Source organism: Rhodopseudomonas palustris, from assembly GCF_003591005.1.
GTDB classification, from domain to species: domain Bacteria; phylum Pseudomonadota; class Alphaproteobacteria; order Rhizobiales; family Xanthobacteraceae; genus Rhodopseudomonas; species Rhodopseudomonas palustris_K.
On record NZ_QYYD01000002.1, the window covers coordinates 107,276 to 121,053 of the forward strand.

Below are 13,778 nucleotides of genomic sequence, written 5' to 3' on the forward strand. Positions count from 1 at the left end.
GCGGCGAATGGCGGCCTTGTGCGCAAAGTCAAAGCCGGCTCGAACGACGCGTCGTGATGAGAGTGCCTCACGATCTGGCCTGTGAGACATCAATGCAGTTCGACAAACAAGAGCGTGAAGATGGCTGACTTCCTCTCCAAGCTCGCTTCCGATGCGGGCCAGAAGAAACCGAAAACCAAGAAGAAACTCGGCAGCAAGGTGAATGCCAGAAGCTCGACTGACGCCGTAGTCGCCGACGGGCCGGCCATTGAAGACGGCCTGAATACTGTAGCCAGGACGATCGGATCCAGCAAAGGCATTACGGCCAATGTGGCGACCATCAGAAACTACCTGATCGCTCTCGGATTGTTCGATCAAGATTTTTACGTAACTACCTACTCCGACGAGTCGTGGTCGGACGGGGATCCCTTCGAGCATTTCTACCTCCATGGCTTCAAGGAGGGGCGCAAGCCAAACTCGATCTTCGATCCGATTTGGTACGTTACGACTTATCCTGATGTGCAGGAGGCGGGAATTCAGCCTCTTCTGCACTATGCGATGTTCGGCGAACGGGAGGGCCGTCGGCCCGGTCCATATTTCCAGCCGAGTTGGTACCGTGACAAATACGGCATCCCTGACGGTCAAAGTCCGCTGGCCCACTATATCAAGCATCGTGTGGGGCCCTTCAGCCCCATTCAGGAATTCGACGCGCAATACTATCTCGACAGCTATCCGGACATCGCGGCCGCGAAGGTCGATCCATTCGAGCACTTCATTTTCCATGGCTACAAGGAGGGGCGTAACCCTTCCGCCGATTTCGATACCCAGTTCTACATCCAACGCTACTTCAAAGGTAAGACCGATCAGAATCCCTTGCTGCACTATCTCGAGCACCGGCACGAGGAAGGCGTCTATCCGACGCCACCCGAGAACGAGGCGACCATCCCGGCCGAGATCAAGCGATTCACCAAGCCGAGTGCTCTGTTCGAGGAACTTCGGCCGCTGCCGCCGACGACGAAGACCAGAGCGAAAGTGCTGGCCTATTACCTGACGCAGTTTCACGCCTTTCCCGAGAACGACGAATGGTGGGGGACCGGCTTCACCGAATGGACCAACATCAGCCGAGGTTTGCCGCGCTTCAAGGATCACTACCAACCTCGCGTTCCTCGCGATCTCGGCTTCTATTCGCTTCTCGATATCCAAACGATGCGCAGGCAGGTCGAGCTCGCGAAGGCCTCGGGCGTATACGGGTTCGTCTACTACTATTACTGGTTCAACGGAAAACGGCTCATGGAAAAGCCGTTGGAGCAGTTTCTGAAAGCGCGCGACATCGACATGCCGTTCTGCCTGATGTGGGCGAATGAGAACTGGACGCGCCGCTGGGACGGACTGGAGAGCGAGGTCCTGATTTCACAGGACTATGTCGACGACGATGACGAGCGCCTGCTCGGTGACTTCTGCCGCCACTTCGCCGATCCTCGGTACATTCGCGTCCAGGGCCGCCCGCTCCTGATGATCTATCGTCCGCGGCTGATCCCGGATGCCGCGCGCGTGATCGCGCGTTGGCGATCGATCTTCCGGAACAAGTTTCGCGAAGATCCGATCATCGTCATGGGGCAGAGCTTCGATGACGTCGACCCGCGCCTGATGGGACTCGACGGCGCTATCGAGTTTCCGCCGCACAAGGTCACGAAGGCCACTTCGCTGATCAATCATGAAGTCAAGGTGTTGGACGACACCTTTTCCGGCCAGATCTTCAGCTACGATGACGTCGTCAAATGTTCTCTCGAAGAGCCGCGTCCGAAATTTCCGCTGATCAAGACCGTCGTGCCGAGTTGGGATAACGACGCGCGCAGGCAGGGGACGGGTCTCGTCATTCAGGGATCTACGCCGCAGAAATACGAGGCCTGGCTTTCGAAACTGGTCGAGGAGGCGCAGCGGCACACGTTCTTCGGCGAAGCCTTCGTTTGCGTCAACGCCTGGAACGAGTGGTGCGAAGGCGCTTATCTCGAGCCGGACCTGCATTTAGGTTCGGCCTATCTGAATGCGACGGGCCGTGCGGCGGCGGGACTGACGCGGGACCGGTCCCAGCCCAAGGTTCTGCTGGTCGGTCATGACGCCTTCCCGAGCGGCGCGCAGCATCTTCTGCTCAACATCGGGCGGACGCTGCGCAGCGCTTTCAACATCGAGACCGAATACCTTCTGCTGGAAGGTGGGGCCATGGAGGCGCAGTATGCGGCCTCTGCGCCGCTCACGGTGCTGAGCAAGCCGAGCGAGCTTCCGGCCGCCTTGCAGAAATTTCGGGAAAAGGGCTTCCTCGCCGCAGTCGTCAACACCACCGCCTGTGGCCGCGCGGTGAAACTCCTGGCGGAGATGGGCTTTCGCACCGTTTCGCTGGTCCATGAGCTGCCACGCATCCTGCGGGAGAAGCGGCTGGAGGATCAGGCACGCATCGCGATCGGCCTTGCCGACCGCGTCGTCTTTGCCTCCGGGTTTGTCCGTGACAAGCTGGCCGAGGCGCTCGACCTCAGCCGGGACGACGACCGCTTCGTGATTCGTCCGCAGGGCAGCTACAAGCAGATCTTCGCGGCGCCGGACGAAGCACTCGCAATCCGCCGCGAGTTCGGCCTGGCGCGATCGGACAAATTGGTGCTCGGGGTCGGGTATGCCGATCTGCGCAAGGGCATCGATATGTTTCTTCAGCTTTGGAATCTCGTCGGACAGAACAGTCCCGAGGTGCATTTCTGCTGGGTCGGCGGCATCGATCCCTCCTTGGCCGAATGGTTGGGTCCCGAGATCCAACGCGCCAAGGCGAGCGGCCGCTTCCATTTTGCCGGCTTCCGGTCGGACATGCAGGGACTGTATTCGGCCTCCGACGTCTATGCGCTGACGTCGCGGGAGGATCCATTCCCGACCGTCGCGTTGGAAGCGCTCAGTGTTGGAGTGCCGGTCGTCGCCTTCGCCGACTCCGGCGGCATCCCGGGGCTTCTGATCGAGGAACGCGTCGGCGAGGTGGTGCCGTATTGCGACGTGCCGGCGATGGCCAAGGCCATACAGCGCTTGCTGCAGCGACCGCCGTCGGAGGCGGAGCGCGCGCGCATGGAGAGTCTCGTCGAGAGCAGGTTTCTCTTCCCGGACTACGTGCGCGACCTCGTCCGTCTGGCGGTGCCAGCGCTGCCGTCCGTCTCGGTCGCGGTGCCGAACTACAACTACGCGCACTGTCTGCCGGAGCGGCTCTACACGATCTTCGACCAGAATCACCCGGTCGAGGAAATTCTCGTGCTCGATGACTGCTCGGTCGACGACAGCGTGTCGGTCGTTTCCAGCCTGGCGGAGGAGCGGGAGCGCGATCTGACCATCATCGTCAATGAGCACAACTCCGGCTCGGTATTCGCACAGTGGGCCAAGGCGGCCGAGATGGCCAAGGGTGAATTTCTGTGGATCGCCGAGGCGGACGATCTGTCGGAGCCGAGCTTCCTGTCGAGCCTGCTCGCCCTGATGCAGAATGATGACCGCATTGCCTTTGGCTTCACCGATTCCAAGTCGATCGACGGCGAGGGGCAGCACGTCTATGAAAGCTACAAACCCTATTATGCCTCTCTGGAGCCCGGGGCTCTGTCGAAAACCGAGGTGTTCGACGGGCGAGACTTCGTCAGACGCTTTCTCGGGGTGAAGAACACGATCCTGAACGTGTCCTCCGTGCTGTGGCGGCGCGAGGTCTTGCTACGCGCGCTGGACGCCTGCCGCGAAGATCTCAAGGGGCTGCGGATGGCAGGTGACTGGCGGATCTACCTCGAATGCCTTTCTGCCCCCGGCGCGAGAATTGCTTACGTCGCCGATCCCTTGAATGTGCATCGCAGACACGCCGCAAGCGTCACCCACTCCCTCAACGCCCACAAGCATCTCGATGAGATCCAAAGCATGCACCGGGTCGCGCGCGATTTGTTTGGAGCTTCGAGCCGAGAGGCCGATGCTCAGACGCTCTATCTACACGAAATCGCTTCACAGCTGCTTGGTGCTTCAAACGTGGGTGCAGAACAGCCGGTCTGAAATCCACCGCCAACTGCAATCGCGAATCCCGATCGGAAGTAGTGAGAGTGGATCAAATGTTCGTACCTTCTGCCGAATCTCTGATGATCGCGTTGAAAATCGACAAGTCCGCTTTTGATGGGAAAGGGCAAGTGACGATACCGGCGGCTTTTTTCAAGCTGCTCTTACAAATTGCATTGGCTGAGTCTGATTTTGACGAGGCGCGCTATCTGAGAGAAAATCCAGACGTGGCTCGAGCGATGAAGAGAGGGGCGATCAAGAGTGCGCATATGCACTATGTTGGCTTTGGATATTTTGAGGGTCGGCAGGGAGGCGGGCCAGTTGTCGATTCTGAATGGTACCTGAACAAGTATTCCGACGTCGCGAGTGCCGTGAGCGATGGGCGAGTTGAATCGGCGGAATCGCATTTTCAATCCGTTGGGGGCGGAGAAGGGCGCAGTCCAGGTCCGGAGTATGAAGGCGACGCCGCATTGTGGAAATCGGCGATCCAAGGAACCGAACCTTGATGTCGGCGTGCCATATCAGCCTGTTTTCATAAAGTAGTTTTTGAGCGATCGAGTTGGTATTGTGTCGTTCTGAGTCTGGAGGAAGGCGACAAATCATATGTATGAATTGCTGGTGGCGCTTTCGGACGATCGAAAGCGCGATCCTTTGGTCGGGCGGCAGTTGCTAAGGGAGGATATTGAAGAGTTCATTGAGAAATTCTTCCCAGGGAACTCAAGGTCGCCTGTGGTCGAAACGAGCCTTAATTTTTTGTTCAATGAAGCTGAATTGAACGGAAGCTTGGGGGATGAACTCGATCGCGTGTATCTGGCCCACCTGAATGAAATTAAGAATGCCGTTCAACGGCCCAATGCCACCGCCGTGCCGTCCGCCATCTTGGAAAGCGGGCAGCAGGAGGATTGCCTAATTTCGGCGATCGACAAGTGGAGCCCACTCAAACTTATAAATTACCTCGCGCTCCAAGCGGTGCAGGCCTCCGATAAGCGAGCGATAGTCGCAACGGCTCGTGATGAGGGGCTCAGCATTCTGGAGTGGATTGCATATCATCGTTCCATCGGTTTCGATGCGTTCTTCATCTACACCAATGATAACACAGATGGATCGCTCGAACTTCTCGAGACCCTGGCGCGAAATCAGGTGATTACGCTCATCAAGAATGATGTTTCACCAAAAGTGTCACCACAGCAGAAATGCTATGAGCATTCTCTGTATCTGTTGCCCCAATTGCGAAACTATAGGTGGGTGTCATATTTGGATATTGATGAGTTCTTTCTTCCGTTGAATACTAATCCTCTGTCGTTGGATGGTGTATTCAAGCGCATCAGCGAGGAACGGCAGGGAGCGCCCGTCTCTTCCGTCTTCTTCAATTGGAGATGGTTCGGAAGTGGCCTTACTTTCGAAATGGAAGACCGGTTTGTTCTGGAGCGGTTTAGCGAAACCAGGACCGATCATCATGGCAAAAGCCTGTCGCGACTTAGCGATATCGTGTCGATGCGGCCGGTTCACTATCCGACACTTCTGCCAGGCTGCGAATTGTTGGACTCCGAGTTGCGGCCCATTGGTGATATCTCGGTCATGCATCCTGTCTACGGAATTGGGCAGGTCAATCATTACTGGAATAAGTCGTTCGAGGAGTTTGCTCTAAAGAAGCTCAGAGGATTACCTTCACTGGGGGTAGCGGGCAAACAGCGCGATTTTGAGCAGTTCTTTGCTTGGGACGCGAGGGCTGGAAAGGCCGCAATCGAGGTCGTCCCCGGAGAGGTGCTGAGAGCCATGCGGCACGAGTACGATGCTCTGCTCGATCTTCCAGGAATCGCCGAGCACCTTGCCAACATTAAGCGTAGCGTAGAGGGCAAGTTGCTGGAACTCGAGCGCCAGTTCGATCTAAGGGCTCTCTTCGAAAAGATGCGCTCGATGTTCAATCAATCGTAGTTGTGAGCGCTGAACGTAACGGAATGAGGTGAAAATTCGTGACGTCAGCGGGCAACTCTGCGACTTTGCCAGCCTGCTGTTCGCGACGATTTCCCTTAGAAGGGCTTGCTCTCTTCGCTAGGCCGGTTTCGTCTGGCGGGCTTTAGCTCCAACTGAGAGGAAAACTTAAGGGGGAAAACGCAGGTGACAGTTCGGGCGCGGTAGGCGGGCAAACTGCTCCACCGCCGTTTGCCATTCGAAACGTACAACCTCGTCGAGCCTCCCGAGCACAAAAACGCTCCTCCGGTGCTTCGCCGTGTCTGCAGCGCCGGTCGAGCCTTAGCGTTTGTTCTAGCGTAAGCTGCAGCTTGGCGGTGGCGATTCTGGAGCGGGCTTGAGTGCTCGACGTGCGTCTTCCAAATGTTTCGTGTTGCAGGGAAGCGTGGGGATTAGCCAGCCGCCTTCGTCGTTCTCATTCCAAGCATAAATAAGGATCGCGGGTGCCCGCAGATGGGGGGGCTGGCTTGCCACGAATTCGATTGCGTGTTTGATATGATCGCTGAGTTCGAGGCTGTTGGGTTGTCCATAATAGTAATCCATTCCGGCGTTGGGCTTTTGCGATGGCTCCCACGGCACTGGATGCTCCACACGAGGTCGGCGGTCGAGCCCTGCCATCACGGTTGGTATGAAGGCCAAGTTGTTGCGGCTCAGCGTGCGCCAGCGTTCCTCCACGGATCTCCTGAGCGACGAGTAGTCACCGCTTCCACGCGCGTCTCCCAAGGAGTACGCGCCGATCGCGTCGCCTCCCAAGGATGTCCAGCTATTCGCCTGGTCGAATGGTCCAGCCAGCACTATGTAAGGGTTGCCGACGCCGGCTTTGACGGCTTCGGAACGGAATTGGTCGAGGCGCTCGATTAGCCCGTGCGGCCCCCCCCATCTTTGCGTCAATAGACGCTTGTCGATGAATCCTAGAAAGTAGAGCGGTCTACCATCATTCACCCGAACGTATTCGGGACGTTTCATAAGCTCGATGTGCTCTCGAGCCAGGGTAGGCGGTTCGTGAGTGCTCCCCCATCGTGCGAGCTCTGTAAAGAAGCAGAACTTTACAAGGTGGCTCTTCTTGCTTGAGAGATAGTAGTGCAGCGCCGTCGACATCGGATTGCCGTTGCCGTAGGCGACGAATGCCCAGTAATCCAGGCCAGCGTACGATGCTTGCTCGATCTCAAGATCGATCAACTGTTGTGATGCTGGCGGGAGAGTAATCGAGGCTGTCGGGTCGCGCGGCGCTTTCGCAAAGAATGGGAGCCGCCATCGGTATTGAAGAGGACTCAACGTCCGTTCGACGGCAGAGGTGGCGGTTGTGCCTGGGGAATACCAAGCGTCCCATCGAATTGCTCCTACCAGCGGACGTCTCTCGTTCGCGCCTGCTCGGCGCGTTCCTATCAACGCGATGCTTGCGATCGAAGCTAGGAATGAGCGGCGGGAGAGTTGCATAGCGTTCCTGCGAAAGACGTCTCGATTTCGGGGACTGCTAAGTAGCTTGCCGCTCTTCCAAGCTCAGGCGTAAAGCCGCAGCAAAACATCCCGCGGCACAATCTATGAACTTGGGCGGTAGATGTGCAAGCGGGATAAGCCCGGCTTGCGGCAAGTCGCAGTGCAGGTTCCGCGTGTCGTTGATTGTGACGATTCGCGCTTAAATTGTGCGTACCGAGAGTCGCTCCACCGGCGGGCTCATCGGGCTCGTTCATCTGAGGGGATCGTCGAGAGCCGCAGTTCGACCGTTCTGAGCAGGTCGAGCAACTGCTCGACCGTGGCTTCACCAATGACCTGCTTCAGCTGCACGCTTTTTTGCGCCAGCGCGGTCGTCACGACCTCGACGTAGTCGGCGCCGCGTGCCGTGAGAATGACGCCGGTGAGCCGGCGATTGGTTTGTGACCGCACCAGGCGGATCAGTCCGGCCTGCTTCAGGTCTTTCAGGATCCGCAGCAGGCTCGGCATCAACAGCGCGGCGTGGTTCGTCAAGGTCGTCTTGTCCATCGGCTGAACGTCGTTCAGCGCGCGCAGGACGCGCCATTGCTGCTCGGTCGTGCCGTGCGCGCGCAGGATCGGCCGCATGTGCCGCATCACCGCTTCGCGCCCGCGCAGCAGGCCGACCGGCAGCGCGCGTTCGAACGGGATCGTCTCGGTTTCGACGGCACTGACGTGCGCTTTTGTCGGCTTGGCGGTGGCAGGCATCGGGCGGGGCACGCGTGGTCCTTCGTCTCAGGCGCGGCGGATTATGCCGCTGTCGGGTTGACGGCTCAAGTTAACATGTTAAGTAAAGTCAAAACGAGGCCTCGGCGGCAGCCGAAGGCGGGAGGAGAGTTCGAGTGCAGACGCCAAACCATCAGGCGGTCGCCCCGATCGTCCGGTCTGATCAACAGACGGGCGGAATGGCCCGCGTCGCAAGCGTTTTTTCGAAGACGTCGGTGCGCGAAACCCTCGCGACGATCGTCGTCGTGCTGATGCTGCTGGCCGCGATGGAGATCGCGAGCCGGTACGTTCCCGACTACATCATGCCGTCGCCCGAGCAGGTGTTCGGCGCGATCTGGCGGCTGGCATTCTCCGACTACACCCACGTTCTGGCGACGCTCGGCCGACTGGCCGCCGCGCTGACGTTTTCGCTGATCGTCGGCGTGCTGATCGGCCTGGTGATGGCGTTGTCGCCGCTACTGCGGCCGTTCGTGCGCGCGCTGGTGGTGATCGACACCGGCATCCCGGCGCTGTCGTGGATCCTGCTCGCGGTGTTCTGGTTCAAGAACCCGGAGACCCGGATCTTCTTTATTTTGATCATGATCCTGCTGCCGTTCTACGCGCTCAGCATCTATGACGGCTTCCGCGCGCTGCCGAAGGATCTGGTCGACATGATCGAGAGCTTCCGGCCGTCGCAGTGGCAGACGCTGCGCTATCTGGTCGTGCCGCATCTCGTTCCTTATGTCATCCTCACCACCAAGACGGTGATCGGCTATGCGACCCGCATGGTGATCTTTGCCGAACTGGTAGCCGCCGCGGTCGGCGTTGGTTCGCGCATGGGGCTGGCGCAATCGACCTTCCATATCGACGAGGTGCTGGCCTGGACGTTCTTCCTGGTGATCCTCAACATCGTGCTGCAGCTCCTGGTCACGGCGGTCGAGAAGGCGGTGCTGGGCTGGCGTCCGGATACAGCGGTGCGATGACCATGCAGGCCTCAACCAACCAGGCCGCTGCGGCCGACTCCGTGATTTCGCTGCGCGGCGTGCGCAAGCAGTTCGGCAGCCATCGCGTCGTCGACGATCTGTCGTTCGACGTGCGGCGCGGCGAGATTGTCACCTTGCTCGGCCGCACCGGCGCCGGCAAGACCACGGTGCTCAACATGATCATGGGCACGACACGCGCCGACGCCGGCGCTGTGCAGGTCGCAGGCTTCGACCCGTTCAAGCAGTTCGAGGCGCTCAAGGGCAGGCTGGCGGTTGCGTTCCAGACCGACCGATTGCTGCCGTGGCGGACCGCAGTTCAGAATGCCGAACTTGGCCTGCTGATCCTCGGCGAGGGGCGCGACAGCGCCCGTGCCAAGGCGATCGCCGCGCTGGCCAGCGTCAATCTCGCCGGCGCCGAGGACAAGTACCCGCACGAACTGTCCGGCGGCATGCGGCAGCGCGTCTCGCTGGCGCGGGCGCTCGCCGTCGATCCCGAGCTGATCCTGCTCGACGAATCTTTCAGCCAGCTCGACCACGTCACCTCGCGCACGCTGCGGCAGGACTTCTGCAAGGTGGCGCGTGAGTCCCGCAAGACCTGTCTGATCGTCACGCACCGCATCGACGACGCGCTGGAGATGGCCGATCGCGTCATCGTGCTCGGTCCCGGCGCCGAGATCATGCTGGAGATGCCGCTGGCGGAAGCTCGTGTCGACGAAGCCTCGCGCGATCGCTGCCGCGCGCAGATCGAAGCCGCCCTGGGAGGAAAAGACGATGACGAAGAAGCTTGAAAGCTCGCATGTGTCGCGCCGGACTGTTCTCGGCGTCGCGCTCACCGCCGGCGCCGGCCTGGTCGCCGGGCCCAGCATTCTGCGTGCGCAGACCAAGCCCGAAATCCGCTGCGCCACCGCGACGCCCGGCTTCACCACGGTGTTCTACGACGTCATTCGCGACCGCAAGCTCGACGACAAGCACGGCTTCAAACTCGGCGATCCGGTGCTCAATGCCTCGATCGGCACGCTGTTCAACGACTTCGTCGCCAACGGCTCGGACCTGATCATCGCCAGTTGGGATCCGATCCTGACCCGCTATCACGGCGGCGTGCCGTGCCGCCTGCTGTGCACGTTGATGACCGCCGACATGATCGGCATCGTTGCGGCGAAGAACGGCCCGAAGTCGATCGCCGACCTCAAGGGCAAGACCATCGCGGCGCCGCAGCAGTCCGGCGTCTATCGGATGACCCGCGCGATGATCAAGGACATCGACGGCACCGACATCGAGACCGTGGCGCAGGTGCAGAATGCCGACAATCCGGCGCAGGGCGTCACGCTGGTGATCGCCGACCGCGCCGATGCCGCGGTGGCCTGGGAGCCGATGATCAGCAACGGCATGCAGCGCCGCCCCGATCTCGGCGTGATCTACAGCGCCGGCGAAGCGTTCCGCAGCAAGACCGGAGCGGACCTGCCGTACTTCTGCGTCAACGTCCGGCAGGAGATTTTGGCGGCCAATCCCGGGCTCGCGACCAATCTCAACGCCGCGTTCGCGGAAGCCGCGGCGCTGATCGACGCCGAGTTCGACGCCATCGCGGCGAAATACGCCGCCCGCACCAAGATCGATGTCGAGACCTTGAAAGTGGCGCGCAGCTCTGGCCGTTTCAAATTGTCCTACGGCGCGGCGAGCGATCCGAAGATCCAGCAGACCGTCACGACGGCGTCGGAAATTCTGGCGCGGCAGGGCGTGCTGGCGCGCAAGGCTGAGCCCGGCTTCTTCGCCGCCTGATCTGCGCCCTTACTCAGTCTCGAGAGGTTTCCAATGCTTGGTTCTCGACGCCAATTTCTTCAGGCCGTTGCCGGCACGGCGGCAAGTGCGGCGCTGCCGCCCTTGGCGCACGCGCAGGAGCTGCCGAAGCTGAGCTGGGCGACGTTTACGCCGGGCTTCGTGCCGGCGTTCATGGAGCGCACCATCGCCCAGGGTTTTGATCGCAGGCACGGCGTCGAGCTGGCGCCGCCGATCCCGTATTCATCGCTGACGACGTATTACGGCGACTTCGTCGCCGGCTCGTTCGACATGTGCTTCGGCAATTGGGACACTTTTGCGGTGCGATCCTTCGCTGGCGTGCCGGTGAAGTATCTGTGCGGCATCAATCCGGGCAGCCTGCTCAATCTCGTCACCATGTCGGACAGCATCCGCACGATCGAGGATCTGCGCGGCAAGACGCTGGCGGCGCCGACCTCGTCCGGCACCTTCCGCCTGATGAAGTCGATGGTGCGGGCGTTCTACGGCTTCGATCTCGAGAAGGAAATGTCGGTGCAAACCGTCGATCATCCGCTCGGCGGGGTCACGCTGGTGCTGGCCGAGCGCGCCGATGCGGCGCTGACGTGGGAGCCGAGCGTCACCATCGGCATGACCAAGAACCCCAAGCTGCGCGTGCTGCTCAACATGGGCGAAGCCTATGAGAAACACGAAGGCGCGGTGATGCCGTTCCTCGGCCTCGCGATCCGGCAGGCGGCGCTCGACAAATATCCCGGCATCGCCGCCAAGCTCGACAAGGTGTTCGCCGATGGCGCGGCTTCGATGGAGGCCGATCCGCAGGCGGCCTACGCCGCTGCCGAGAAGGACACCAAGCTGCCCGCGGCGACGCTGGTCAGCGCCACCCAGTCGGGCCGGCTCAAATATCTGTTCCAGTCGATGTCCGATCCGAAGGCTCGGCAGGCGCTGATCCGCAGCAGCGAGATTCTGGTGGCCCAGAAGGATCTGCCCAAGGCGATCGACGACAGCTTCTTCGCGAGCTGACCACAGACCACACCGGGCGCCGTGCAGCGGTGCCGCAACACGAGTTTCGTATGACCGATCAGGCCGACACCGCCACCGCCGCTCCCGCCATCAGCCGCAGCTACAACATCCCGATCGCGCACGAAGCCGACGTCGTCGTCGTCGGTGGCGGGCCGGGCGGGTTTGCTGCGGCATTGCAAGCGGCGCGGATGGGCGCGCGCACCATCATGATCGAGCGCTTCGACATGCCGGGCGGCGTACACACCGCCGGCCTGCAGGGCGCGGCCGACAGCGGCGTCGGCGGCATTCACACCGAACTGATGGAGCGCTTCGCCGCCGAAGGCCACATCTACACCGCCACCGAGAGCACGCACCCGGGCTGGGCCGGCAACCCGTTGTCGCATTACGAGCGCAAGAAGCCGCAGGGCAGCGACTTCCGCCGGATGTCGTTCAACCCGGAAGGCGCGGGCTGTGTGATGGCGACGATGCTGAAGGAGGCCGGCGTCACCGCGCTCTACGGCACCACCTTCCTCGACGCTATCGTCGACACTGACGGCCCCGGCGACGGCACCATCAAGGCGATCCTGGTCGAGAACGCCAGCGGCCTGCAGGCGATCGCCGGCAAGATCTTCATCGAGGGCAGCGGCACCGGCGAATTGGTGGCGCGCGCCGGCGCGCCGTTCGTGCGCGGCGGCGGCCCGCAGCCGAAGGGCGCCGATTGGGACGGCGTCGAGCGCCCCATCCCCGGCGGTCTGTTGTGGATGATGACCGGCATCGATCTGAAGCGGCTGATCGCGCATCAGGAGACCGCGAAGGATCCCGAACTGCAGAAGGTGATGGCCGAGGCTTCGGCGGCCGGCGATCTGCCGCAAGGCGTGTATCGGCCGCGCATGACCGGTGCCAATGTCTACGGCGAAGCCTATATCGGCCACCCGACGCTCGACATGAGCCCGATCGCCGGCAACGGCACCTACGTGCTGTGGCAGAACGTGCCCTATGAATGGGCGCTGCACATGGACGACAACATCACCGACCACACCAGGGCCAAGCGCGAGCTGCGCGGCTTCATCAATGCCGAGGCGCAGTTCCTCAACAAATACGTGCCGGGCTTCGAGACCGCGAACATCGCCAATATCGGCCGCTTCGTCGGCATCCGCGACGGCCGCCACCCGATCGGCGAATACGTCGTCAACATCGAGGACGTTCGCGCCGGCCGCCGTTTTCGCGACGCGATCAGCAGGCCGATGAACAAGACGTTCTTCTGGGAAGGTTTCCAGAAGCACGACTTCGAGGTGCCGTTCCGCAGCTTCCTGCCGAAGAAGATCGACAACATGATCCTCACCGGCGCGTCGCTGTCGTTCGAGTATCGCACGCTGTTCATGGTGATGCGCAACTTCCCGTGGTGTACCCAGACCGGCGAGATCGCCGGTTTCGCCGCCGCGCGCTGCATCGAGCAGAAGATCAAGCCGAAAGAGCTGGAGTGGACGCAGCCGTATTTCTAGACTAGTTGCACTCAGTCCTCAGCGCCTGCCTGGAAGTGAAGGCAGCAAAATCAGCATTGTGTTTCGTCATTGCGAGCGAAGCGAAGCAATCCAGCGCCGTGCACTGAGCGGGATTGCTTCGTCGCTTCGCTCCTCGCAATGACGACATGCAAGGTCGCATTTCACGGATCGAACTTCCGGCCAAGGCTCTCAGAGCCTGCCTCAAAACGCGGGCCAGAGTTCACGGCCATTCTTCAATCCGCTCGATTTTCCAAAAAACTCCGTCATGGCCGGGCTTGTCCCGGCCATCCACGCCTTCTCTGCATCTCCGTCAGCAAGGCGTGGATGCCCGGCACAAGGCCGGGCATGA

10 protein-coding genes are annotated in these 13,778 nt (G+C 60.9%); 8 read left to right on the forward strand and 2 right to left on the reverse strand.

All coding sequences use genetic code 11. From position 1 onward, the window contains the following. Positions 1 to 120: 120 nt before the first annotated feature. From D4Q52_RS02415 to D4Q52_RS02425, 3 genes are all read left to right on the forward strand, one after another. Entirely contained in the window at positions 121 to 4,029 is a 3,909-nt protein-coding gene (locus D4Q52_RS02415; protein ID WP_119854951.1) for a glycoside hydrolase family 99-like domain-containing protein, read from the forward strand. Positions 4,030 to 4,085: 56 nt separating this feature from the next. Beyond that, a complete protein-coding gene (locus tag D4Q52_RS02420) occupies positions 4,086 to 4,535 on the forward strand; it encodes a hypothetical protein (RefSeq protein WP_119854952.1) in 450 nt (149 codons plus the stop codon). A gap of 97 nt (positions 4,536 to 4,632) precedes the next feature. Continuing rightward, the gene (locus D4Q52_RS02425) at positions 4,633 to 5,964 is read left to right on the forward strand and encodes a glycosyltransferase family 2 protein (RefSeq protein ID WP_119854953.1); all 1,332 of its coding nucleotides are present in this window, start codon (positions 4,633 to 4,635) and stop codon (positions 5,962 to 5,964) included. 330 nt (positions 5,965 to 6,294) lie between these two features. Here the strand turns inward: D4Q52_RS02425 and D4Q52_RS02430 are convergent, their stop codons facing one another. Continuing rightward, the gene (locus D4Q52_RS02430) at positions 6,295 to 7,179 is read right to left on the reverse strand and encodes a hypothetical protein (RefSeq protein WP_234831042.1); all 885 of its coding nucleotides are present in this window, start codon (positions 7,177 to 7,179) and stop codon (positions 6,295 to 6,297) included. A gap of 495 nt (positions 7,180 to 7,674) precedes the next feature. Continuing rightward, positions 7,675 to 8,178: a hypothetical protein gene (locus D4Q52_RS02435; RefSeq protein ID WP_119854955.1), complete on the reverse strand. Its 504-nt coding sequence runs from the start codon at positions 8,176 to 8,178 to the stop codon at positions 7,675 to 7,677. A gap of 233 nt (positions 8,179 to 8,411) precedes the next feature. Between D4Q52_RS02435 and D4Q52_RS02440 the strand changes: the two genes are divergently transcribed. From D4Q52_RS02440 to D4Q52_RS02460, 5 genes are read left to right on the forward strand one after another with little or no spacing between them, the layout of a single operon-like run. Continuing rightward, positions 8,412 to 9,158, forward strand: coding sequence for an ABC transporter permease (locus D4Q52_RS02440; protein WP_234831043.1), 747 nt, complete (start codon positions 8,412 to 8,414; stop codon positions 9,156 to 9,158). Further along, positions 9,155 to 9,946 (forward strand): ABC transporter ATP-binding protein, encoded by a 792-nt coding sequence (locus D4Q52_RS02445; protein WP_234831044.1) that lies wholly within the window; start codon positions 9,155 to 9,157, stop codon positions 9,944 to 9,946. Before D4Q52_RS02440 ends, D4Q52_RS02445 begins: the two co-directional genes overlap by 4 nt. After that, complete coding sequence (locus tag D4Q52_RS02450; protein WP_119854957.1) at positions 9,930 to 10,934, forward strand: ABC transporter substrate-binding protein; 1,005 nt, start codon at positions 9,930 to 9,932, stop codon at positions 10,932 to 10,934. Before D4Q52_RS02445 ends, D4Q52_RS02450 begins: the two co-directional genes overlap by 17 nt. A gap of 33 nt (positions 10,935 to 10,967) precedes the next feature. Beyond that, a complete protein-coding gene (locus D4Q52_RS02455; protein WP_119855136.1) occupies positions 10,968 to 11,948 on the forward strand; it encodes an ABC transporter substrate-binding protein in 981 nt (326 codons plus the stop codon). A 50-nt stretch (positions 11,949 to 11,998) separates the two neighbouring features. Next, positions 11,999 to 13,429, forward strand: coding sequence for an FAD-dependent oxidoreductase (locus tag D4Q52_RS02460; RefSeq protein ID WP_119854958.1), 1,431 nt, complete (start codon positions 11,999 to 12,001; stop codon positions 13,427 to 13,429). The last annotated feature ends 349 nt before the right edge of the window (positions 13,430 to 13,778 follow it).